The 24425-nt window shown below is 72.4% G+C and carries 12 protein-coding genes and 1 pseudogene; 8 read left to right on the plus strand and 5 right to left on the minus strand.

Going from position 1 to position 24425, the window contains the following annotated elements:
- Positions 1-118: 118 nt before the first annotated feature.
- Both ACFWVE_RS18290 and ACFWVE_RS18295 read right to left on the minus strand, forming a co-directional pair.
- The gene (locus tag ACFWVE_RS18290; protein WP_384014949.1) at positions 119-1321 is read right to left on the minus strand and encodes a hypothetical protein; all 1203 of its coding nucleotides are present in this window, start codon (positions 1319-1321) and stop codon (positions 119-121) included.
- 11 nt (positions 1322-1332) lie between these two features.
- Positions 1333-2436: a hypothetical protein gene (locus tag ACFWVE_RS18295; RefSeq protein ID WP_384014952.1), complete on the minus strand. Its 1104-nt coding sequence runs from the start codon at positions 2434-2436 to the stop codon at positions 1333-1335.
- 327 nt (positions 2437-2763) lie between these two features.
- Here ACFWVE_RS18295 and ACFWVE_RS18300 point away from each other — a divergent pair.
- The 4 genes and pseudogenes from ACFWVE_RS18300 (at position 2764) to tgmC (ending at position 5654) form a co-directional block, all read left to right on the plus strand.
- Positions 2764-3218, plus strand: a pseudogene (locus tag ACFWVE_RS18300) (ATP-binding protein).
- A gap of 53 nt (positions 3219-3271) precedes the next feature.
- Positions 3272-3583 (plus strand): putative ATP-grasp-modified RiPP, encoded by a 312-nt coding sequence (tgmA, locus tag ACFWVE_RS18305; protein ID WP_384014954.1) that lies wholly within the window; start codon positions 3272-3274, stop codon positions 3581-3583.
- Positions 3580-4530 carry an ATP-grasp ribosomal peptide maturase gene (gene tgmB, locus ACFWVE_RS18310; protein ID WP_384014957.1) on the plus strand — a complete coding sequence of 317 codons (951 nt, stop codon included), beginning with the start codon at positions 3580-3582 and terminating at the stop codon, positions 4528-4530. The genes tgmA and tgmB overlap by 4 nt, the downstream gene beginning before the upstream one ends.
- On the plus strand, positions 4527-5654 hold the full coding sequence (tgmC, locus tag ACFWVE_RS18315; protein ID WP_384014960.1) for an ATP-grasp peptide maturase system methyltransferase: 1128 nt from the start codon (positions 4527-4529) through the stop codon (positions 5652-5654). The genes tgmB and tgmC overlap by 4 nt, the downstream gene beginning before the upstream one ends.
- Positions 5655-6225: 571 nt before the next feature.
- Here tgmC and ACFWVE_RS18320 read toward each other — a convergent pair.
- Both ACFWVE_RS18320 and ACFWVE_RS18325 read right to left on the minus strand, forming a co-directional pair.
- Complete coding sequence (locus ACFWVE_RS18320) at positions 6226-6957, minus strand: hypothetical protein (protein WP_384014963.1); 732 nt, start codon at positions 6955-6957, stop codon at positions 6226-6228.
- A gap of 28 nt (positions 6958-6985) precedes the next feature.
- Positions 6986-11656: an RHS repeat-associated core domain-containing protein gene (locus tag ACFWVE_RS18325; RefSeq protein ID WP_384014966.1), complete on the minus strand. Its 4671-nt coding sequence runs from the start codon at positions 11654-11656 to the stop codon at positions 6986-6988.
- A gap of 361 nt (positions 11657-12017) precedes the next feature.
- On the opposite strand from ACFWVE_RS18325, the gene ACFWVE_RS18330 reads away from it, so the two are divergent.
- The 4 genes from ACFWVE_RS18330 to ACFWVE_RS18345 all read left to right on the plus strand — a co-directional run bounded on the left by ACFWVE_RS18330 (position 12018) and on the right by ACFWVE_RS18345 (position 22701).
- Positions 12018-12506 carry an ATP-binding protein gene (locus ACFWVE_RS18330; RefSeq protein WP_384014969.1) on the plus strand — a complete coding sequence of 163 codons (489 nt, stop codon included), beginning with the start codon at positions 12018-12020 and terminating at the stop codon, positions 12504-12506.
- Positions 12507-12550: 44 nt separating this feature from the next.
- Positions 12551-13180 (plus strand): hypothetical protein, encoded by a 630-nt coding sequence (locus ACFWVE_RS18335; RefSeq protein ID WP_384014971.1) that lies wholly within the window; start codon positions 12551-12553, stop codon positions 13178-13180.
- 246 nt (positions 13181-13426) lie between these two features.
- The gene (locus ACFWVE_RS18340) at positions 13427-20425 is read left to right on the plus strand and encodes a DEAD/DEAH box helicase (RefSeq protein WP_384014974.1); all 6999 of its coding nucleotides are present in this window, start codon (positions 13427-13429) and stop codon (positions 20423-20425) included.
- Positions 20422-22701 (plus strand): UvrD-helicase domain-containing protein, encoded by a 2280-nt coding sequence (locus ACFWVE_RS18345; RefSeq protein ID WP_384014977.1) that lies wholly within the window; start codon positions 20422-20424, stop codon positions 22699-22701. Before ACFWVE_RS18340 ends, ACFWVE_RS18345 begins: the two co-directional genes overlap by 4 nt.
- Positions 22702-22725: 24 nt before the next feature.
- On the opposite strand, the gene ACFWVE_RS18350 is transcribed toward ACFWVE_RS18345, so the two are convergent.
- Positions 22726-23670, minus strand: a complete 945-nt coding sequence (locus ACFWVE_RS18350) for a serine/threonine-protein kinase (protein WP_384014980.1) — start codon at positions 23668-23670, stop codon at positions 22726-22728.
- Between the last annotated feature and the right edge of the window lie 755 nt (positions 23671-24425).

The following is a 24425-nucleotide window of genomic DNA, read 5'->3' on the forward strand; positions in this document are numbered from 1 at the left end:
CACTGTAAAGACACGCGCCGTGCCTTTCGCGCCACTTGATCCCGCTTCCCCCGTACCGCGTACGAGCACCCGCCCTCTCCGCGTACGGCCCCCGCCTGTACACCCACATCCACGCGATTCACCGCCACTCCAGGAACACCGTGCCGTTGGTCAGGGATTCGTGGACGATGCGGGTCGCTTCCCCCTCCCCCGAGGTCGACACCACCCGGAAGTCGGTGCCGTCGCTCCGGTACCCGTACCGGTCGTTGGGCTCGTGGACGGCAACGATGAACCATTTGCCGTCCGCCGAAACCAGCATCCCCTCGGCGATCATCGCATTGAAGGACCCCTCGTTCGAGTGGACCGCCGCAATCTCCGCCCCCGTGGCACGACCGGAACGGGCGTCCATGGCCCGGAAAAAGCCGGAACGGTTGCGGCACAGCACACTGTCGTCGCGGATCCAGCCGACGATTCCGACGCACCCGCGGAGCAGGGTGACGGAACGGGCCTTGGTCTGCGTGAGCGGCCCCGAGGAATCCCGTGTGTCGAAGACGTGCCCGAACACCTTCGGCGCGGTCGCCGTGCGGTGCCGGCCGTCGGGAGCGAGACGGACCATGTTGGCCTGGACGGCGAGCGGAGGCTTGCCGGAAACGACGAGGGGAAGGTCGTGCCCGGTCGCCGGACCCTCGTCCGACAATCCGTGATCCCCCTCGACGGGCCGGGAGCCGATCCTGTGCTCACCGGCGGAATCGGTGTAGGTGAACCACACACCGCTCCCGTCGGGTGACATCACGGCGTTCTGCTCGTCGTCACCCGTCGCACCGCTCAGGCGCACGAAGGTGTCGAAGCGGGTGCCACTCTCCACGAAGCCGGCATGGGTGCTCCTGTCGTCGGGGTTCCGGAACACCACCGCCATGCGCGTGAACGCCAGGTCGAACAGGGCACGAACCCGGGGGGACATGTACTCCAGGTCGTCCACGCCGTAGGGGGACGGGTTGGCCGGAATCATTCCGCACAGGTCCACGAGGGGGCTGTTGACCACTTTGAAGTCCGAGAAGTTGCCGAGAGCGGCGTCGTCCGGAATGCGGAAGTACCGCTCCCCGCGTGGCTCCCACCGCTCGGGGTCCCATGCCTGCACCAGGACGCCGACGCCGCCCGAGGCCGAGCCGCAGGTCGCGGTGATGACAGTGTCCTCGCGGGTGAAGGGACTGTCCGGAAGGACGTACTCCCGGTTGCCGTGGTAAGGCGCCGGGGGCACGGAGGTCGCGGTGTCCGGTTTCTCCTTGCTCGGTTCCACGCTGCATCCCTGGACGCAGAGCACGGCCAGGAGGAGGAGAGCCACGGCTCCGCTGACTAGGTGACGCACTTCGACAACTCCCCGGTGTCGCACAGTCTCCACGGCCCGACAATGAAGACCCACCCCTGCCGGACGTCCTTGGGGACGGAGTCGGTGCGTATGCGCAGGGGCTTGCCGTTGCCGTCCTTCAACTGGACCCATCGTGTGGTCTGGTAGGAATCGGTGTAGCGGAGCTTGATGCCCCACTCGCAGGACCGCCCTGGTGGCGCGATCGCCTGCACTCTGAATCCGCCCGAGGGCTGGCCGCCTCCGACCTCGATGTAATGGGTGCCGAAGTAGGACTCTCCCTGTCCCTCGGTCTCGTCGGTCAGCACGGGTTCCCCGGCGAGGGGTGGAACGTGGAGCTGGAGACCTTCGTAGGACGCTCCGCCCTGTCTCGGAAGCACGACGACAGTGTGCCCGGTGCTCTTCCGGCAGGTGACGTCGGTGACCTTCCAGCCGTTGATGACCACCGAGGTGGACCGGGTGCTCATCACGTTCATCCGGAACACGTCGGCGTAGTCCCCGACGGTGCCCGACGCCAGCTGCTCCTTGTACCGCTCGGGGGCGTACTGCAACGTGGCCTCGTCCGCGAGCGGGCGGCCACCCAGTTCCTTCAGGTACGAGAAGGCGGCCGAGCGGTCGCCGCCGGCCACCAGTTTCCGCTTCTCCTTTGAAGTCAGCGCCCGGTCGAGGACCATCACCCATGTCTCGGGCTCGTCCTCCTCGGACCGCACGGACACCGTGAACGGCGCCTTGCCGGCGTCGTACTCCGCGTTGGAGTCGTTCTCCTTGGTCACACTGGGTTTGATCATGACGTAGCCGATCAGCGTGTCCCGGAAGACGGCCACGAAGGCGAGCGACAGCATCACCAGCAAGGTCACCGCTCTGCGTCGCCGAGAGGAGCCGGGTGCCAGGCCGAGCGTCTCGGCGACGATCGACGCGAAGCTCTCACGCGGCCCGTCGCCCTCGCCGGCGTCAGTCCGCCGCGGGGGCCGCGCGGGCGCGGTCGGCGGGCTGCCGTCGGAGTCCCCGTTCTGCTCGGCCGGTGCGACCGGCTCCGCGAGGGCGCCGTCCGGCTGCGGCTCCGGTCTCTCATCCGTCGACCCGGTCGTCGTCATGCCCGTCCCCCCACCACGTGAATGTGTGCGATGTCCACTCGGTGCCTGCCCCTTCGTCACAGTCGCGCCATGTACGGGATCGGGCCGCACACGTAAGGACCCGTCCCGCCCGGGCCACGACGAGGACGACGCCGGCCGCATCCGCGCCACTTGGCTCCGGCTCCGCCCCGCCGCCGTGCGGGGGCGTCACCCACGACGTACAGCGGGCCGTCGTACAGGCATCACCTCTGGTGACACGCCCGTCACGGCCGGGACGCTGCCGTCATGCACCTCTCGTCATCCCCTCGATACCCATCCTCCGCGTCCGCGACAACACGCGATTTCGCCATGGCATTCACCTCCACCCCGCGAGGCGCCCGCCTGGCCCGGCTGTTCGTCGCGCACTGCCTGGACTCCTGGGGCCACCCCTGCACCGGTGACGTCAACGAGACCCTCACCCTGATCGCCGCCGAGCTGTGCGCCAACGCCGTACGGGCACGGACGGGTCCCCGGCCGGGACTTCCACGTCCGGCTGGCCGCCGAGGCGGACGGCGGGCGGCTGCGCGTGGAGGTCTCCGACACCCGTACGGAACCGGCCCGCCGCCACCGCGGCCCCCGCCGCCGACTCCGAGTCCGGCCGCGGCCTGCTCCTCGTCACCGCCCTCGCCGACGACTGGGGCGTCACCGACCGCCCCCACGGCCCCGGCAAGACCGTATGGGCCGTGACGGACACCGCGCGGGCCGGCCGGGCCGTCACCCGCCACCGGACGCTCACCGCATCGCCCGGCATCCAGCCGGGGTGAACCACCCGCCACCCGGAAGAAACCACACCCCCACCGCCCACCAGGAGGCACCGATGTTCGCCCACTCCGACCGGCTCCCCACCGGGACGCCGCTGCCCGACGGCACCACCACCCCCGCGCCGTGGGGACTGCGCCGCATGGCGCCGTACCCGGCCCTCGCCCCCTCGTACGCCCGCGTCGAGCTGGACCCGGCCACCCAGACCGGCCGCTACCTCGACGCCGCCGGACGGGTCGTGGAGATGCCCGGCCACGGCACCAGCACCGGCACCCGGCCCGCCACCAACACAGGCAACCCCTCCGACGGTTCGAGGCCCGGCGGCAGCGGCGGCGGCGACCAGGACAGCGGAAACGACACCGACCAGTGACCGACACGAGTCCGGTTCTGGTCGTCACCAACCTGGACGACCCCACGACCGACCTGGTGATCGACGAACTGCACCGCCGGGACGTCCCGGTGGTGCGGTTCGACTCCGGGGACTTCCCCGGCACCCTGTCGTTCGCGGCCACCCTCACACCGCACGGGATCGAGGGCACGCTGACCACGCCCACGCGCACGGCGGACCTGTCCCGCGTCCGCTCCCTGTACTACCGCAGGCCCTCCGGGTTCGCCTTCCCCCACCTCGACGCCCAGACCGAGCGCTTCGCCCTCACCCAGGCCCGCTACGGGCTCGGCGGGGTCGTGGCGTCGCTGCCCGGCTGCCTCTACGTCAACCACCCGCATCGCATCGGCGACGCCGAGTTCAAGCCGTCCGGGCTCGCCGCCGCGGCCGCGTGCGGATTCCGTCTGCCACCCACGACGATCACCTCCTGCCCGGTCGCCGCACGCGCCTTCGCCGAGACCCACGGCCCGGTGATCTACAAACCGCTGTCCACGCCGCTGTACCGGATCGACGGCGTCTCCTGCACGGTGCAGGTGCGCGAGGTCACCGCCGCCGAGATCGACGACACGGTGGCCGGCACCGCCCACCTCTTCCAGCGGAGGATCGACAAGACCGGCGACGTGCGCGTGACCGTCATCGGCGACCGGGTCTTCTGCGTCCGCATCGACTCGGACCTGCTGGACTGGCGCACCGACTACACGCGGCTCCGCTACCGGGTGGTCCAGCCGCCGCCGGGCGTCCGCGAGGCGCTGCGCGCCTACCTCGACCACTTCCGGCTGGTGTTCGGCGCCTTCGACTTCGCCGTGGACCGGCGGGGGCGATGGTGGTTCCTGGAGTGCAATCCGTCCGGGCAGTGGGCCTGGCTGGAACCGGAGACCGGGCTGCCGATGACGGCGGCGATGGCGGATCTCCTGGAGAGGAGGAAGGCGTGAAGAACGACGAGGAGTTGAGGGCACGGCTCGTCGAACGGCTGACCGGCGACGGCCACCTGCGGACCGGGCCCTGGCGGGAGGCCGTGTCCGCGGTCCCGCGCCACGCGTTCCTGAGCGGCGGCTTCTTCCGAGAGGTCGACGGCTCGACGCCCACCGCCTGGACCCCGGTCCTGCCGGACGACCCGCGATGGCTGGAGAGCTGCTACGACGACGTCTCCCTGGTGACGCAGATCGCCGGGACCGTCGTGCCCGGGGACGTCCGCGGGGAGATCATGCGCACCCCCACCTCCTCCAGCACCCTGCCCGGCCTGGTCGTGCGCATGCTGGAGGACCTGCGGGTCGAGCCCGACCACCGCGTCCTGGAGATCGGCACGGGCACCGGCTACTCCACCGCCCTGCTGTGCCACCGGCTCGGCGACGACTCGGTGACCTCCGTCGAGGTCGACGCGGGCGTGTCCACCCGCGCCCGCAACGCGCTGGGCCGGTGCGGGTTCGCACCGGAGCTGATCGTCGGCGACGGCCTTGCCGGACACGGCGCCGGGGCCCCCTACGACCGGGTGATCGTCACCTGCGGGCTCCTCACCGTCCCCCGCGCGCTGATCGAGCAGACCCGCCCCGGCGGGATCATCCTCGTCACCCTCTGCGGCTGGCTGTACTCCTCCGAGCTGGCCCGGCTCACCGTCCACGGGGACGGCACGGCGTCCGGCCGCCTCCTCGGTGGACAGGTCTCCTTCATGCTCGCCCGGCCGCACCTGCCGCCGCCGCTGGGCCTGCTCCCCGACCTCGACGCGGGCGACGAACGGCAGGCCGTCCTCGGCCCCGACGCGCTCGACGACTGGACCACCCGGTTCGTCGCCCAACTCGCCGCACCCCGCGCCCAGTACGTCACCCTCACCCACGACGGCCGCACGGAGCACCTGTTCCTCGACGTCGGCACCGGCGCCCGGGCGGTGCTCAGGGAGCACGACGGCCGGTGGACGGTCCGGCAGAACGGGCCGTCCCGCATCTGGGACGCCGTCGAGACGCACATCACCCGGTGGCGCGGCGCCGGGGCCCCGCCGTTGGAGCGGTTCGAGATCACCCTCACCTCCGAGCGACCGACGCTCACCTGGCCCGGCCCTTGACCCGCGCCTTACGCACGCGCTGCGCCCCACCGGCCTACGGTCTCAGGTCCAGCAGGGGCAACCACATCTCGCAGACCGCCCACGTCTACTTCTCCGTCTGCAACAGGCCCGGGACGGCCTTGCGGACATACATACGCGGCTCAACCGCCTCCGACTCCAGCTTCGCGGCAGCCCGGAAGAAGGCTGGGTACCGGGCCCGCGCCACCTCCTCCTTTCATCACCGTCAACAGACCGCCTGCCTCCAGCACCGCGTCCGCCTACTCGATGGACTCCGGCTTCGGGATGCGCTGCCCCGACTCCGCCGACGCGACCATGTCCTCGCCGTGCCGAACGGGCGATGCGGCCCTGGGACAGTCTGGCGGCGTCCTCGGCGAGGCACCGCCTCATCGCCGCCGGGCTGGCCCGGAAGGCGTAGTGGCCCCGGCGGGCGACGTTCGCCCGCACCACGCGGATCATCACGGGGCCCCCAGACGAACCCCCGAGCACCCGCCGAACTCTGCCGTACCCCGCCGAGAGCCCGTACATCGCGCCCCACGGCCACCGCCCGGTCGGGAGGGCGGGCCGGAAGAGCTCACCGCACGCTGCTGCGGCCCACGTCCCGCAGTCGCTCGGTGTCCACCGGTTCCCGCGTGCCGTCGTGCGTCAGCACGATGCCGTCGCCGGTGCTGTCCGCGCGCCAGAGGTCGCCGTGCCGGTTCTCCCACTCGACGAAACTGCCGGAGGCGTCCTCGAGCAGCCCCAGTTCCCGTTCGAGGGTGGCCAGGGGGGCGAAACCGCGGGCGTCGCCCCTGCTCCCGCTGCCGGTACGGGTGTTGTCGTAGCGCATCTTGACGAACGGCACGGGGGCGCGGTCCAGCTTGTTCGGCTGGAGCATCTTGCGGAACCGCCCCCAGGCCTCCTCCTCGTTCTCCCGGCCGGAGATCTCACTGGCGTAGGCGGGGAAGACGGCGTAGGTGACGGCCGAGAGTCCGGGGTTCTCCGTGGCGTGGTAGCCGTGCACCGCGGCCGTCGCCACGCCCACGGTGTCGAACGCGGACCCGGGATGCCGGAAGCCCCCGATCCCCACCAGGGGCCGCCCCCGTCCGACGAACTCGCCGTCGTGCGCCCTCGCGTGGGCGAGCAGCGCCGTGACGAGTCCCTCGTCGTAGGGGCCCCGCACGTTGACCTGCAGGTTGTGCCGTCCGTCGGTGGAGAGCGCGGCGGTGAAGGTGAACATCGGGTTCGGCGACCAGCGCCACGCCGAGTCCAGGCCGGAGACGGGCGTCGCGCCGGGCATGGCGGGCAGGACGGATGCAGGGTTCATGGGGTGGCTCCTGTGCCGGGGTGGGACCCTAGCTGCATGAGTAGAGGGTGGGGTGGACATCCTGGCGGTAGGTGGCGTCCATGAGCGCACCGCCGCGTGAGTTCTCGCTTCGCGTCATGGGTTCCATGCTGTCCGAGTGGTTGTAGAAGTCGTTGCGCACGGCCCGGTCGGAACGGTAACCCGTCTCGTTCCAGTGATCGACCACCGGTGTCAGGTGCTCGTACGTCAGCTGGTCGAACGGGATGATCTCACCTGCGGAGCTGCGCCAGGTCAGCTCGGATCTCGGGATGCGCTCCATGATCTGACGGCCCTGGGCATCGACCCGTCCGGTGGACCGCATCGGTGTACGGCCCTGCGCGATGCCCTCGTCGGTCCACGTCGCGGCCATGGCGTCGTGGGTCGACTGGCGGTAGCTGCCGGGGTACTCGGTGTCCCGGTTGTGGGTCTGCGCGGGCGTGTCCGGGTCCCTCTCCCACCGGCCGCCCTCGCCGCGGACCCGGGCGAGGCCCAGCGGGTCGAGCAGGAGGAGCGGATTGCCCACGTAGGCGTAGTCGTTCGGGTCGGGGCCCAGTCCCAGCGGGTCGGCGCTGGTGTAACGCGCGGTCTCGGGGTCGTAGTAGCGGAAGTAGTTGTAGTGCCAGCCGGTTTCGGTGTCCGCGTACTGTCCGGGGAACCGCAGGGGGCAGTCGGCCTCCGGCGTGGTGTGCGGTGCGTCCGTCGGCAGGCCCCAGGCGGTGAACCTGCGGTGCCAGACGATTCTGCCGTCCGCCGAGACGAGTTCCGTCGGTGCCCCGACGAGGTCGGTGACGATGGCGTAGAAACGGGCGTCGGTGTCCGTCCGCTCGTCGCCGCCACCGGTACCGGTACCGTCCGCGGGCCGGGCCGGGCCGCCGGTCACCGTCTGGGCGAGGGGCCGGTAGGAGCCGGGAGCGTAGTCCCACGTGGTGACCGTGCCGTCGGTTTCGGTCTGCTCGGCCAGGCGTGTTCCGTCCCAGACGAACGTCGTCTCCTCCAGCACGTCGCCGCGTGGTCCCAGACGACGTTTGCCGACGCGCCGGCCGTCCGGGTCGTAGGTGTAGTGCCACTCGGATCCGTCCGGGGTCACCGCTCTCACCAGGCGGTCCTCCGGGCTCCACCCGTAGTGGGAGGTGCGTCGTCCACCGCTGAGGAGACGGACGGTCCTGCGGACCAGGCGTCCTTGGCCGTCGTAGGCGTAGGAGGTGCGTCCGGCCCGGTGCAGCCTGGTTCCGTCGAACTCCCGGGACCGCGGGTCCGGCGTGCCGGCGTGCGGGGAGGCGGTGACGAGGTTGCCCGCCCGGTCGTACCCGTAGGTCTCCTCACGGTCGGCGGACCTGACCGCGGTCAGCCGGCCGACCGGGTCCAGGTCGAACCGGCGGCTCTCCCCGATGAGCTCGTCGATCTCCCGGAGCGCGCCGTCGACGTCGTACGCGTAGGTGCGGTGCTGCAGCAGGTCGCCGCTGCCGCCGCCCGGCCGGCTCAGCGACTGCTCGGCCAGCCTGCCCGCACCGTCCCAGCTCTGGTGGAGCACCGCCGCCGTGCCCATGGTCCTGCGGATCTCCCGGTGGGCCTCGTCGTAGTCGAAGCGCAGCTCACCGCCGGAGCCGCTGAGTGTCCGCGGGCGGCCCGTCGCCTCGTACGTCCAGGTGGAGACGATGCCCGAGGGGGTGCGCCGGCTGACGCGTCGGCCGAGGGCGTCGTAGGTGTACGTGGTGGTCCGGCCGTTGACGGTCTCGGTCAGGGTGCGGCCGAGGGCGTCGTAGGTGCGTTCGACCGTCGTGTCGCGGTTGGCCGCGCGCAGCAGGGAGCCGGAGCTGTCGTACACGTAGGTGGTGACGTCGTCGGCCGTCCGGTACCGCTGTGGCCGGCCCAGCAGGTCCACGGTGATCTCCGTGGTCTGTCCGGCGCCGTTCGTCCACGACACCCGCTGCCCGGCCGCGTCGTGGGCGTAGGTGAGGGTGCGGTCGTTGAAGTCCGTCTCCCGGACCAGCCGGTTGGCCTCGTCGTAGACGTAGTCCCAGGTACGGCCGTCCGCGCCGTGGACGCGGGTCAGGTTCAGTTCCGTGTCGTACGCGAACGTGTGGCGCCCGCCGTCCGGTGTCGTGCGGGAGACCGGCTGGTGGAAGTGCGTGAACTCGAAGGCGGTGACCGCGCCGTCCCGGCCCGTGTGGGAGACGAGGTTTCCCTCGCCGTCCCAGCGCCAGGACTCGGTGGCGCCGTCGGGGAAGGAACGCCGGGAGGCCAGCCCCTCCACGGTCCAGCCGAACCGGTCGGTGGCGCCCACCCCGTCGGTCACCGCGGTCACGCGGCCGAGGGAGTCGCGCCGCGCCCTGACGGTACGGCCCTGCGGGTCGGTCAGGGCGACCGGAAGGCCCGCCCGGTCCGTCTCGATGCGGCGGACCTGTCCCAGCGCGTCGGTGACCGTCACGGGCCGTCCCTCGCCGTCGTACGCGTAGCGGGTCGTGGCGCCCGTCGGGTCCGTGACGGACAGGCGGTTGCCGCGGTCGTCGTACGTGTAGGTCCAGGCCGAGCCGTCCGGGTCGACGAGCCGGCGGGTGCGGCCCGCGTCGTCGTACTCGGCACGGATCGAACTCCGGTCGGGTCGCACCACCTCGACCAGATGCCCGGCCGCGTCGAAGACCTGCCGCGTGGTGCGGCCGAGCGGGTCGGTCCAGGAGACCAGCCGTCCCCGCTCGTCCCACTGCCGATGTGTCGAGGCTCCCAGGGGATCGGTGACCCCCACGAGTCGCAGACGTTCGTCGAACCGGTAGGTGGTGGCCCGGCCGAGGGAGTTGAGATAGGTGTTGACGCGCGCTTCGTCGTCATAGGTCAGCGAGCAGTCCAGGAAGCCCCGCGCGCCCCTGCCCGCCGTGACCCGGTGCCGCTCGTCGTAGGTGTAGCGGTACCAGCCGCCGTTGCGGTCGGTCCACCCGGTGATGCGGGACTCGGCGTCATAGGTGAGCAGGAAGGCCCTTCCCTCCGCGTCGGAGACGCTTCGGAGATGTCCTTCGGTGTCATAGCCGTAGCGTCGTACGACCGTCCACGGCGAATCCGCGTCCGTGCCGTATCCGTCCTCCGGCGAGCTGAGAACGCGCAGGTCCGTCACGCGGCCCTGCGCGGTGCCGACGGCCACGTGGTATCCGCCCGAGTGGCGGATCTCGGCGAGGGCGCCCTCCGCGTCGTGGACGAAGTCGATCCGGTGCCCGTTGCGGTCGGTGACGGCGACGAGGGGCAGGGTGTAGGCGGAATCGTCCCCGCCGCGTCGCTTTCCGGGGGCGAAGTGGTGCGTCCGGCCGGACTCCTCGTCGTGCACGGTGATCATGCCGCGGTCGTCACCGCTCCAGCGCAGGGGCCGTCGGGGGCCTTCGAGGGGCATGGTCTCGGCCTGGGGTGACGGGACGGGGTAGACGAGGAGCATGCCGTCCTCGGTGGCGTACACCACCCCCTGATCGTCGATCTCCAGCCGTTGGTCCAGCGTGGAGGCCCAACTCGCCCCGAAGCAGCGCCCCCAGCGGTAGGTGGAGACGTGGGTGCGCCGGATCACCAGCGGCAGGATCCCGGCGAGTTCCAGATCCACCTGCTCCATCAGCATCTCGCCGGACACCATGTCGATCGGGTCACCGCCCCGGCAACGCCCCTTGTACGGCTTGGCTTTCGCCAGGAGGTCCCCGGCACCGGAGCGCAGTGACCTCAGGCCGCCCCGCACGGCCGCGCCCATGCCCTTCATGCCCTTGGCGAGCGCGCCGAGGGAGGTGAGGCCCTTGCCGCCCGGTATGCAGTCCAGGGCCGCCAGTCCCACGTCCCACAAGGATGCTTGGCCCTTGAGATATTTGTTGAGGGTGTCGGCCAGCACGACCAGCGCGGCGATGAGCACGATCGCGCCCAGGATCGGCCCGCCGATGATCATCGCGACGATGCCGACCACGGCGACCACCACCTTGCAGACCGCGACGACGGTGTCCCAGTTGTCGACGAACCAGTCGCCGATCTCCTCGTACCACTTGCGGTTCCGAATGCCCGCGTCGGACGCCTCCTCCAGCTGCCGCTTCGCCTTCCCCGCGGCGTCCTCACGCATCCTGCGCGCGTCCTCGGCCATCTTCTTGGCGGCGTCCAGCGCGCTCTGGGCGGCCGTGACGTCCGACCGGGCGGCGGTGCGGGCCGCCTCGGCCTTCTGCGCGTCCCGGGTCGCCGCGCGTACCCTCGCCTCGTCCGGTTTCTCGACGTCCTTGCCGCCGGTGGGATCGTCCTTGTACTTCTCGGCTTCCCTGTCGGCCCGCGTGATCCAGGAATCGGCGGACGACAGGCGCGACTTGGCCGAAGAGAGGTCGGCCCGCGCTTCGCGGCCCTTCGCCAGGGCCCTGTCCGCCAGGACTTGGGCGCGCTCCAGTTCGGGCCAGTAGGCGGCGAGGGCGTCCCCGGCCAGACCGTACGACTTCTCCAGCTTCTTGAGGTTCTTCGGCACCCCGGAGAACTCGTCCTGGAACACCTCGGCGGTCTTGCCCGCCCATGTCAGGACGGCCTGCTCGGCCGCCATCCCTTTCACCAGACGCAGCGCGTCGGAGACGTCGTCGGCGAAGTCGTGCAGCTGCTTCGCCAGCGACCGCACCCGGTCCGGGTCCCCCGGCGTCGGATCCTTCTCCAGGTCCAGGACGTGCCAGTCCGTCGGCCGATACCCCGTCACCCCACTGCCCCCGCCACATCCGCCTCACCAATGACCAAGCATGAGCGAAGGTACCGTGGCATGCGCATGAAAGAAACCGGACATCATCGGGCAGGCGCTTGGCAGGACGAGTGTGCTCATGTGCGCGGGGCACCATGGCGATCGCGGTCTCGGACGGCGGTGCCCGCCCCCGGGGGACCGCCCGCGTCTCCTCGTCATCGGATGCGCGTGCGCGGCCGGCGTCGCCTGGTTCACGTGGGCCATGCCTTCGCCGCGCCGCCGCCGGGGCCTCTCGGCACGGGCGCACAGCCCCACGTACAGCGTGCTCCCGTACAGGCGTCGCCGCTGGTGGCGCAGCCGTCACTGCCGCCACGCTGACGGCATGCACAGCCCTTCCTCCCAGCGGCGCCGGCCCTCCGGTCCCACCTCCCCCGTCGAGTTCGCCATGGCCTTCACCTCCACCCCGCGAGGAGCCCGCCTGGCCCGCCTGTTCGTCGCCCACTGCCTGGACACCTGGGGCCACCCCTACACCGGCGACGTCAACGAGACGCTGACCCTGATCACCGCCGAGCTCTGCGCCAACGCCGTACGGCACGGACGCGTCCCCGGCCGGGACTTCCACGTCCGGCTGGCCGCCGAGGCGGACGGCGGGCGACTGCGCCTGGAGGTCTCCGACACCCGCGGGGAACACCGGCCCGCCGTCGCCACTCCCGCGGACCCCGGCGCCGAGTCCGAGTCCGGCCGCGGTCTCCTCCTCGTCGCCGCCCTCGCCGACACCTGGGGCGTCACCGACCGCCGCGGCGGGCCCGGCAAGACGGTGTGGGCGGTGGTGGACACCGCGCCGAGCAGCCGGCCCGGCGCCCGTCCCTAGACACCCGCCCCACCGCACCGCCCGGGCGGCCTGCCCCCGAGCCCGTGACGGCCGACCCCACGCGCACGCCGGCAGGCGAGGACCAGGACGACTGCGAGATCCTGGCCGCGCTGATACGCGCGCACCGTCCCGATCTGAGCGCGGCGGCCAAGCCGGTCCGCGTCAACGACCCGGTGCGGCCGCGCAGGAAGTCCGGCCCCAAGCTCGCCGCCGCCGTGGAGGCCCTGGTCGGCAAGGCGCGGGCCAAGGCGCGCCAGCAGCGGGCCGAGTTGCTCGGGTTCGTCGTCCACGAGGACCTGGACGGCTACACCGACGTCCACTACGACCGGATCCGCACAACGCCGACCGACGAGTTCGCGCGCCAGTGCCCGCAGTCCCGGACGGCGCTCGCGCTCGCCGCGTGGGAGGGCGAGGGCTGGCTGCTGCCCTTCCCGGACGCCTTCCCGCACGTCCGTCCGCGCTGGAAGGTCCCCGCCCAGCTGCTCGACAGGGACACCGGCCGTGTCAAGGACGCCGAGGAGGAGCTGAAGCGGGGACTCGGTCTGCCGGTCTTCCGGGAGAGCGACGGCCCCGCGGTCGCCCGCGAAGCGCTGCAACACCGGCTGATCCCCTCCCCGCGCGGCACCAACCGCTCCTACGCGGACTTCGTCGGAGACCTCACGGCCTGGACCTGACCACCGGACCACGCACTGCCGCAGGGGGCACGGTCGGAACCTGGCCGCGTGTGCGCGGCCACCACCGCAACCATCTGCCGCATTTGCACCGTTGACCCCGTTTACGGAGGTCCGGGTTCTGGTCGGCTGGGTACCGTTGTCCGAGGTGGGCGCTATTTTTGATGCCGATCGTCACGGTACCGACGCCTGTGGTCACGGTGGTGCGCACCCGGCGGTCCCGGTACCCGCCATGTCCGAAAGGTCCTCGTGAAGCCCACCCTGGCCGCCGCGCAGCTCCGCGGCAGTCTGACGCAGTACCTCACGACGACGTACGCGCTGGCCGACGAGGACACGCGGCTCGCGCTGGAGCGGTTCCTCGGGGATCCGGAGACGGGCATCTTCCGGGGGCCCTACCTGCGGATCAGGACGCCGTTCCACCCCGCCGCCGACGGGTGGCGGTCGGCGCTGGAGTGGCAGCCGTCGTTCACTCCGTGGCGGCACCAGGCGAAGGCCTGGGAGCGGCTGAGCACGTACAAGGGTGCGGCCGAGCCGACGCTCGTGACGACCGGCACCGGGTCCGGCAAGACCGAGTCGTTCCTGATCCCCGTCCTCGACCACTGCCGGCGGCAGAAGGCACTGGGCCGGCGCGGGGTGAAGGCCGTGCTGCTGTACCCGATGAACGCGCTCGCCACCGACCAGGCCGGCCGCATCGGCGACTACCTCGCGCAGCCGGAGCTGGCGCAGGTGACGGCCGGTCTCTACATCGGCGACAAGCCGGACACGGACTTCCGGCGGGTGATGACGCGGCGCGAGGAGATGCGCCAGTCGCCGCCGGACGTGCTCATCACCAACTACAAGATGCTGGACCTGCTGCTGCAGCGGGCCGAGGACCGCCCGCTGTGGGAGGGGGCGGACCCGGCGTACGTCGTCCTGGACGAGTTCCACACCTACGACGGCGCTCAGGGCACCGACGTGGCGATGCTGCTGCGGCGGCTGGCGTCCGCCGTGGGCGCCTCGAAGCCGGAGCGGCCGCTCGGGTCGATCTGCCCGGTGGCGACCTCGGCGACCCTCGGTGAGGGCGGGGGTGACGGCAGCGGCGTCCTCACCGTCGCCGAGCAGGTGTTCGGTGTGCCGTTCGGTGCGGACGCGGTGATCGGTGAGGAGCGGCTCAGCGCCGACGACTTCGTCGGCGACATCGACTACGAACTGCCCGAGCCGCCCGACCCCAAGGAGGTCATCGAGGTCTCCGGCGGGCCGGGCGTGGAGTCCGACCCGGACCGGCTCGACCTGGACGGGCTCGCCGAGCGGCTGCTGGGGCGGCGCGGCCTGGACGCCTTCCGGATCGGGCGGCTGCTGAAGAAGCACGACTTCACCCACGGTGTGCTCGCGCTGCTGAACGGCGAACCGCTCGACGAGTGGGGGCTGCGGGACCGCATGGCCCGCTTCGGGTACGCGTGGGCGCGCACCGCGCGGGAGAACCCGCGGCTCGCGCTGGAGGCGCTGTCGCGGTTCGTGGCGCTGCTGTCGTCCGCGCGCGACCCGGAGTCCGACGCGCGCCGGCCGCGTCCGCTGCTGCACATCGAGGCGCACCTGTGGGTCCGTCCGGTGGGGCGGGTGCTGAGCGGGGTGGGCGCCCGGCCGGAGTTCCGCTGGTACGAGGACGAGCGGACCGTCGCGCGGCGCTCCGCGCTCACCGCCGCGTCCGCGTCCGCGTCCGAGGACCCGTCCGAGAGCGACGACTGGCCGGCGGCGGACTCGCGGCGGCCCCGGGCACTGCCGGGTTCGGACACCGTGCAGCGACCGGCCCAGGCCCACCTGCCCGCGATCTACTGCCGTGTGTGCGGCCGTTCGGGCTGGGCGGCCCTGTCCCCGGAGGCCGATCCGCAGAAGCTGGAGACCGGTCCGACGAAGATCTGGCAGGCCTCCGTCGGACGGGACAAGCGGCGGCTGCGGTACTTCATCGCGGCGACCCCGGCCGAGGCGCGGGACGCCCTCGCGGCGCTCACCGGCACCGCGCCGAAGCAGGCGGGCGGCGTCGATCCGCAGTCCGTCGTGGTGCTGGACGGGGCGCGGAGCACCTACCGCATGCCGGTCGCCGGGGACGGGGAGGGGCTGCAGGACGCCTGGTTCGCGCGGGCCCTCCTGGACAAGAAGACCGCCGACCAGGCCGCCCGGGACGACACCTGCCCGGCCTGCAACACGGACAACGGCATCCGGTTCCTCGGCACCGCGCTCGCCGCGCTGGCCTCCGCGACGGTCACCCAGCTGTTCACCGGCGGCCAGGAGATCGCGCTGGCTCCGGAGGAGCGCAAGACGCTGCTGTTCAACGACTCCACGCAGGACGCGGCGCACCGGGCCGGGTACGTCGCCAGCGCCTCGTACAAGTTCTCGCTGCGCTCGCTGCTGGCGCACCGACTGGACGACACCGGTGCGCCGCTCCCGCTCAACGACCTCATCGGCGACGTCCTGGACTCCGTGGACGACCCGCGGGCACTGGCCGCCGTCGTCCCGCCGGACCTGCACGACGAACCGGGCGTGGACCGGCTCCTGTCCGGGCGCGGCACCGGGGACGCGCGGACCTGGAAACTCATCGGGGAACGGCTCGCGTTCGCGACCGTCATGGAGTTCGGGCTGCGCTCGCGGCTCGGGCGCACCCTGGAGCTCACCCGGACCACGGCCGCGGAGGTGGTGATCGCCGAGCCGGACCGGATCGTCGCGCTCGCCCGCGACCTGCACCTCACCCTGCCGGGACAACTCGGCCTGGACGGCGGCCTGCCCACACCCGACCGGTACCTGGCGTACGTGCGGGGACTGCTGGAGCGGATGCGGCTGCGCGGTGGCGTCCGGCACCGCTGGCTGGACACCTGGATCAGGGAAGCGGGCGTCAACCAGTACCTGATCTCCGGACAGCGGCCGGAGGGGATGCCCGCCTTCCCCGAGGGTTACGTGGCACCGCCGAGGTTCCTGCTCGCCGGGCCCAAGGAGAAGACGAAGTTCGACACCGTCGCCGGACGGGGCAACTGGTACCAGGACTGGACGCGGCGCTGCCTCGGCCCGGACGCCGCCCAGGCGACCGAGTACCTGCGCCGGCTGCTGCCCGTCCTCGCGGACGAGGGCGTGCTGTCGGCCCGCACCGCCAAGGACCGCACGACCCGCGTCTACGGCCTGCAGCCGGGCCACATCCACGTTCAGCTGCTGACGGACGACCTGGTCAACAAGGCGTTCGTGGCCTGCGAGGAGTGCGGCTGGCAGCAGGTCGTACCGCCTGAGCGCCGCACCCGCTGGTACGGGCACCCCTGCCCGCGCTGGCGCTGCACCGGCATCCTCACCCCGCCGCAGTACGGCATGTCGTCGACGGGGGCGGGCAGCGGCGGCTTCGGCGGGAAGCTGGAGCGCGACTACCGGGCCGACTACTACCGCCGCCTGTACCTGACCGGCGGCACCTACCGGGTCGTCACGGCCGAGCACACCGGCATGCTGACCCGGCCCGAACGGGAGCGCGTGGAGCGGACGTTCCGGCAGGGCGTCCACTACACCGACCCGAACGTGCTGTCCTGCACGCCCACCCTGGAACTGGGCATCGACATCGGCGACCTGTCGGCGGTGCTGCTCGGCTCGCTGCCGGGCGGCCCGGCGAACTACGTGCAGCGCGCCGGACGCGCCGGACGCCGGACCGGCAACGCGCTGGTGGTCGCCTTCGGCGGGCGCCGGGCCCGCGACCGGTACTACCTGGACGACCCGACCCAGATGATCGCCGGTGACATCGTGCCGCCGGGCTGCTACCTGTCGGCCGTGGAGATCCTGCGCCGCCAGTACACCGCGCACCTGCTGGACCGGGCGGCGCGCGGGGAACTCACCACGGCGGACGGCGAACCGCTCATGCCCGTGCCGCGCCTGTCGTCGGCGCTGTTCGGGACCACCGGCTGGTGCCAGGACCTGTCGGACGCCGCCCTCACCCACGGGGCGCGGTTGGTGGAGGAGTTCCTGGCGCTGTTCCCGCAGGCGCCGGGCGGCGGCCCGGACGACGACCGGGGGGTGTCCCCGCACGCGGCGGACGAGTTGCGCGCCTACGCCACCGGAGGCATCGCGCGCACGCTGGCCGAGGCCGAGGAGGAGTGGACGGCGCGCCGCGAGGAGCTGCGCCGCCGGATCGCCGCCATCGACACCGCCGTGGACGGGCTGCTCGCCGAGGACCGCGAACAGGGCGCCGAGCGGCGCGAGCTGCTCGCGGAACGGCGTGCCACGGGCGAGCTGCTGCGCCGGCTGAGCCAGACCAGCGCCCACGGCGCCCTCGTCGAACTGGGCCTGCTGCCCAACTACAGCCTCACCGACACGACGACGTCACTGGAGGCCACCCTCTACTGGAAGGAGGCCGCCGGCGGCGACGAGGGCACGGAGGCTTCGTCGAACGACGACGAGCGCCGGGAGTGGGTGTACCGCAGCGAGATGCGCGACTACGAGCGCTCCCGCAAACTGGCCCTGACCGAGCTCGCGCCCGGCAACAGCTTCTACGTCAACGGCTACCGGCACGTCGTGCGCGCCCTCGACATCGGCAGCCCGGAGCGGCGCGCCTGGGCGGTGTGGCGGCTCTGCCCGGCCTGCGGCTACGCGCGCACCCACGGCGACCCGAAGAGCGACACCTCGCCGTGCCCGCGGTGCGGCTCGAGGGAGATCGCGGACGCGGGCTGCGTGCACCACGTACTGGAGCCCCGGCGCGTGACGTCCCGGGACAAGCGGGACGACGCCCGGGTGCGCGACGACCGCGACGAACGCGACCGCAGGCGGTACGCGGTGCTCACCACCGTCGACGTCGACCCGGCGCACCTGGCGGCCGGATCGTGGCGGCACGACAGCGCCGTCTTCGGCGCCGACTTCACCCGCAGGGCCGTCGTCCGCACCCTGAACCTGGGGATCGACCGGCAGGACGGCAGCAGCACGGTCCCGCTGGCCGGGGACGACGTGCGCCTCAACCCGTTCTACGTGTGCACGAGTTGCGGCGGCGCCACGGCCGACGGACGGCCGGTCGTCGACCAGTCGCAGCACGCGCTCACCGCCTCCCTCGCCCACTCCACCCGGGCCGGCGCCCACCACCAGCTGTGGTGCCCGCGCCGGCGGCTGCGCGGCAGCGGGGAGGCGCAGGGTGCCGGGGAGGACGTACCGCTGCTGCTGGCGCACGAGCTGACCACGGAGGCCGTCCGCATCCTGCTGCCGGCGTCCGTGGCGCGGGCCAAGGAGCGGCTCGCCTCGTTCACCGCCGCGCTGTTCGCGGGCATAGCGGCCCGCTACGGCGGCGACCCCGACCACATCGACATCACCGCCGCGTCCATGCCGGACGGCGAGGACCGCGACTGGCCGCGCCGGTTCCTGGTGGTCTACGACCGGCTGCCCGGCGGCACCGGGTACCTGCACCGCCTGGCGACCTCCGACGGCTTCCGCGAGGTGCTGCTGAAGGCCCGCGAGGTGATCGAGGACTGCGACTGTCTGCGCAAGGGCCTCGACGGCTGCCACCGCTGTCTGCTGCGCCGCGTCCCGCCGGCCGACTACGACAAGGTCAGCCGCAACGAGGTCCGGCAGATGCTGGACGAACTGCTCGGCGCGGACGGCGAGCGCTGGTCCACCTCCCCCGTCACCACCACCCAGCACATCCCCATGCACCAGCAGGCCGAGAGCGACCTCGAGGTCCTGTTCATCGACACGCTGCGGGAGTGGGCCGCGCTGCCCGAGAACCGCGCCAGCGGCGACGCCTACGTCACCCCGGCCGGCACCCACGCGCTGGACCTGCGGCTGACCGCCGCCGACGGCACCACGCTCAGCTGGCGGGTGTCCCAGCAGCGGGTCCTCGACGGCACCCGCCCCGACGTCCTCTTCGAACGGGTCGACGCGCCCGGCCCGCGCCTGGCGGTCTACCTGGACGGCTACGAGTTCCACGCCGGCCGGGAGCACAACCGGGTCGGCGACGACGCCGACAAGCGCACCCGGCTGCGCGCGGAGGGGCTCCGGGTCTTCCAGCTCACCTACGGCGACGTGAAGGACTGGCGGCGCCGCGTCCGGGACACCGGCAACGGGGGCACCGGACCGGCCGACCCGGTGTGGGAGCCGTACGGCGACCGGGCCCGCGACAAGGCACGCGGCTACTACGCCACCGTGCGGGGCGGGCTGCCCGGAGAGCTCGCGGAGACGGTGTGGGTGAATCCGGCCGTGCAGCTCGTGGAGTACCTGCGCCTGCCGGACGCGGAGCGCTGGCAGTGGCGGGCGGAGGCCGCCCTGGCGGGCTTCATGGGCACCGGTGCCCACCCGGTCGCGCTGTCCCCGGACGTGCTGGGAGAGCAGATCACGGGGGCGCTGCACGGGACGGCTCCCGCCGGGCCGCCCGGGCCGGTGCGGCTGTTCACGGTGACCGACCGCTCGGAACTGCCGCTGGTCCTCGCCGCCGACGGCCGGGTGAGGCCCCCCGCGTGGACGGGCATCGTCCTCCTCGACGACGCGCCCGGCGTCCACGCCCGGGAGGAGGCGCACAAGCGCCGCTGGCGGGCCTGGCTGTACTGGTCCAACCTGCTGCAGTTCCTGGACAGCGGCAGGGGGGACGCGGTGCAGCTCACGAGCAGCCGTCTCGACGGGTTCCCCGTCGAGATCCTGGCGGTCACGGGCGGCGGCGGGGTTCTGGAGAGCGTCCGTGTCACGCTCGCCGGCGACGCGGCCACCGGTGGCGGTCCGGACGGCGGCGCTCCCGATGGCGGCGGTCCCGATGGCGGCGGTCCTGGCGGTGGCGCCCTGGGCGGTGGCGCTCCCCCGCCGGCCGAGGTCGTACCGCCCGCGCCGTCGGTGCCCGCGACCGCCGAGGTGTCCACCGGGAGTGACGCCCCGCCCGTCCGGGACGCGGCGTGGGACCGGGTCACCGAGTACCTCGACCCGGACGAGCCCGGCCTGCGCGCACTCGCCGATGCACTCGCCGCGCGCGGTGTCCCGGCCCCCGAGGACGGCTACGAGCTCGACGCGAACGGCTGGCTCGCCGAACTGGCCTGGCCCACCGCACGCGTCGGCGTCGTCCTCGCCCCGCGCCCGCCGGAGGGCGAGGAAGAGGACCCGGAGGCCGCCGACCGGGACCGCGCGTTCGCCGCGGCCGGCTGGGAGGTGCGGCCCGCCACCGGCTGGACCGCCGGGGACCTCGCGGACCGCCTCGACGACGCACCACCATCCGGCGACCCGAAGAGTCGTCACCGGCCAGAGGGCACCACCACGGACAACGGGGGGAACGGACAACCGTGACCGGCAAGAACGTGACACTGCGCCTGCTCGACAAGGCCGACCGGGAGATCCTCAGGCTCCCCCGCCCGGTCAAGGGCGCGATCTACGACTTCCAGCACAAGTTCAAGACCAACCCCGACTCCGCGGGCCTGCGCCTCAAGCAGTTGCAGGGGCACGACAAGCTGCACTCGGCGCGCGTCAACGACGAGTACCGCGCCCTGCTGCTGCGGCTGGCCGACGACGACTGGCTCATCGTCTCGGTCAAGCACCGCAAGGACGTGTACGCGCACCTGGACCGGCTCACCTATTCGGTCAACCGCGTCACCGGCGGCATCGAGTACGTGGACCTCCAGGTCGTACAGGAGGAGGTGCTCGCGCCCGCGGCCCCGCCGGCGCCCGGGCACGCGCCTCGCGCCGAGCCGGTGGAACCCGCCGCCCCGGCCGTCGAACCGACCGCCGCGGAGCCGCTGTTCGGGAAGTGGTCGGAGCAGGAGCTCACCGACCTCGGCGTGGCCCCGTCCCTCGTCCCGGTGGTCGCCGCCCTGACCACCGAGGACCAGCTCCTCGGCCTCGTCGAGTACGCGCCGCAGCTCACCGGCGAGGTGCTGCTGGCGCTGTACGACGGCAAGGCGTACGACGACGTCCTGGATCAGGTCACCGCCCCCGTCGCGGCGCCGGAACCCGTCGACACGGAGGACTTCCGGGCCGCCGCCGAACGTCCCGCCACCATCGTCACCACGACCGACGACGCGCTGCGCGAGGCGCTGGAGGGCGAGGACTTCGGACGCTGGAAGGTTTTCCTGCACCCCACCCAGGCCAAACTGGTCACGCGCGACTACAGCGGTCCCGCGCGCGTGGGCGGCGGACCCGGCACCGGCAAGACGATCGTGGCGCTGCACCGGGTCAGACACCTGGTGGAGCGGCTCCCGGCCGGCCGCACCAAGCCGGTCCTGCTGACCACGTACAACAAGAACCTCGCGGCGGACCTGCGTTCACGCCTGCTCGCCCTGGGCGGCGAGGAGCTGCTCTCGCGCGTCGAGATCAGCCACGTCGACCAGCTCGCGCTGCGCACCGTCCGGGAGGCGGAACCGGGCAACCGCAAGCGCATCGTCGACGAGGCGCAGGCGGTCCGCGAATGGCGCTCGCTCCTGGACGAACTCGGCGAGGACGGCTGGGACGCGGAGTTCCTGCACGACGAGTGGACCCAGGTGATCCTCGGCCAGGCGGTGACCTCCCGCACGGACTACTTCCGGGCCCGCCGCGCCGGACGCGGACGCACGGTCACCCGTGCCGAGCGCGCCGGGATCTGGCAGCTCGCCGAGCGGTTCGCCCAGCGCCTGGACCGGATCGGAGTCCAGACGTGGGACCAGATCGCGGAACGCGCCGCGCAGTTGGAGGCAGGGCGCGCCCGGCGCATCCAGGACATCGACCGCCGCCGGGAGGAGGCGGGCGGCCTCGACAACGTCCACGTGGCCGACGGTTCGGGCGGCTGGCTGCGCTACCGGTACCGGCACATCGTGGTCGACGAGGCCCAGGACCTGCGTCCCGCGCACTGGAAGATGCTGCGCGCGATGACCGCCCCGGACCGCAACGACCTCTTCCTGGTCGGCGACACCCACCAGCGCATCTACAAGAACCAGGTGACCCTCGGCAGCCTCGGCATCAACATCCGCGGACGGTCGTCGAAACTGTCGCTGAGCTACCGCACCACCCGGCAGATCCTGCGCTCCGCGCTGAACGTGCTCGGCGACGAGAAGTACGACGACCTCGACGGCAGCGCCGAGACACTGGCCGGATACCGGTCCGTGCTCAGCGGTGGCGTACCGGACCTGCACCGGCTGCCCGACTGGGCGGACGAACGCGAGGCGATCACCGCCCTGATCGAGTCCTGGGGGCAGGTGCCGCACGAGCAGATCGCCATCGCCGTGCCGACCAACGACATGGCGCGCGAGGTCGCGTACACGTTGCGGCAGCACGGCATCATGGCGCAGGAGATCGGTCCGGACGGACCCGTCGGCGACAGCGGCGTCCACATCGGCACGATGTTCCGGTTCAAGGGACTGGAGTACCAGCGCATGATCCTCGCCGGGGTGGCCGACGGGCTGGTACCGCGCGCGGACGTCCAGCGGCGGCGCACCACGGACCCGGCGCGGCACCGGACGGAGATGCAGCGCGCCCGGTCCCTGCTGTTCGTGGCCGCCACACGCGCCCGGGACAGCCTGGATGTCTTCTGGCACGGGGAGGCGAGCCCGTTCCTGAAGGAGCTGATCGAGGTGCGGCCGCCGGCCGCGGCGTGACCCGGCCCGCGGTGGCGGCCCCGGCTAACGGGCCATGACCGGCCCCTGCGGCACGAGGAACGGCCGCCGGGGATCCTCCGCCGGCATCCTGCGGTTGGCGAACGCCGGGTCGGGGTCCGGCAGGTACGGGCCGAGCGACGCGTACACGTCCGCCGCACCGCCGGGCCGGTCCCCGGGGCTCTTGGCGAGCAGTGCGTGCGTCAGGTCCTGGAGCGCCGCCGGGGCGTCGACACCGTGGTCGGCGAAGCGGGGCGGGGGCGCGGTGAGGTGTTGGGTCACCAGCTCGGCGGGACCGGGGCCGCCGAAAGGGGGTCGGCCGGTGAGCACGTGGTGCAGCAGGCACCCCACCGCGTACAGGTCGCTGCGGCCGTCCAGCGCCCTGTCCCCGGCGAGGAGTTCGGGCGAGGCGTAGGCGACGTTGCCGAGCGTCTCGCCGGTCGTGGTCAGCTGCGGGTCGGCGTCCGAGAGGACCTTCACGAGACCGAAGTCGAGGATCTTCACCAGACCGTTGGTGCGCACCATGACGTTCTGCGGCTTGAGATCGCGGTGGACGAGGCCGGCCGCGTGCGCGGCGGAGAGCCCCGAGCACAGTTGCGCGGCCACGGAGACCGCGGCCGGCACGGACAGGCGCCCGTCGTCGGCGCCGTCGACCACGTTGTCGAGGGTCGTCCCGTCGACGAGCTGCATCACCAGGCAGCAGACGTCCTCCGTCACGGCCGCGTCGTACACGGTGGTGATGTTGGCGTGGTCGAGACGGGCGGCGGTCTTCGCCTCCCGCTCGAAACGGGCCAGGGCGGTGCGGCGCCGGTCCGGCAGGGCCAGCAGGTCGGCGGCCACGGTCTTGACCGCCACGGGGCGCTCCAGATACACGTCCGTCCCCTCCCAGACGTGCCCCATCGCCCCTCTGCCCAGAATCCGGTCCAGCCGGTACCTGCCGCGCAGTACCTTGCCGGCGGCGAACTGCTCCACGTGCACTTCCTTCAGTGGGCCCAGCGGTGTGTCGGTGCGCGGACCCTCCGGCCGGAGGCCCGGCATCGACAGCCCGCGCGGAAGAAGTCAACCAGCCCCGTGCGCAGACCGGAAAACCCCAGGGAGCACGGAGTCCCGCACAAACCCCATGAACATGACCTGAGGTCGGCGAACGCGAACACAAGGACAGGTTTGACGATGCTTTCACTTCCGCGGGAAGGTGTGAGCGCTTCAGTTCGTGAAGGCGGCGCGGCGGAGGACGTCGCGGCGTGAGGGGTGGACGGGCAGTAGCGAGGGGGATGCGGCTTCAGCCGCCTGCAGCTTCGCCGGTGGTATCTGCGGCCGGAATCCTTCTCCTGCCCACAGCAGTGCGGAACGCCCCTCGGCGGGGCGCCCGCAGAAGGGGTGCGTGATGGCCGACGAGAAGACTCCTGATGAGGAACCGAAGTAACGAGAAAGCGAACCAGGGTCGGCGGGGGACGAGCGCTCACCTTTTCCCGCTGCGCTGGAGGAGCAGCGGGAGACTTCCGGCACTGCCTGCGTTCGTCGCCCGCCCTTGTCGGACCTCCCCGCCGCCGTAACCACGCGTGGCGGCGCCGATGGCCGCGGCCGCCTTCACCGACTGGGTCCGCTTCATCGTCGTCTCCGGCGTCCCGTGGCGGAAGTTGCCCTCAAAGCTTCGGGTGGGCCCGATGTGAACGGGATCGGAGCGCCGACGAGACCTGGAACAGCGGAAGAGGGCCTCGACCATATGG

The organism is Streptomyces sp. NPDC058632 (assembly GCF_042717095.1).
GTDB lineage: Bacteria > Actinomycetota > Actinomycetes > Streptomycetales > Streptomycetaceae > Streptomyces.

What these genes read in the sequence shown, in the direction of transcription:
- ACFWVE_RS18295 (WP_384014952.1), bottom strand. Translation starts at nt 2,436, where the DNA reads ATGACGACGACCGGGTCGACGGATGAGAGACCGGAGCCGCAGCCGGAC.
- tgmA (WP_384014954.1), top strand. Translation starts at nt 3,272, where the DNA reads ATGTTCGCCCACTCCGACCGGCTCCCCACCGGGACGCCGCTGCCCGAC.
- ACFWVE_RS18320 (WP_384014963.1), bottom strand. Translation starts at nt 6,957, where the DNA reads ATGAACCCTGCATCCGTCCTGCCCGCCATGCCCGGCGCGACGCCCGTC.
- ACFWVE_RS18330 (WP_384014969.1), top strand. Translation starts at nt 12,018, where the DNA reads ATGCACAGCCCTTCCTCCCAGCGGCGCCGGCCCTCCGGTCCCACCTCC.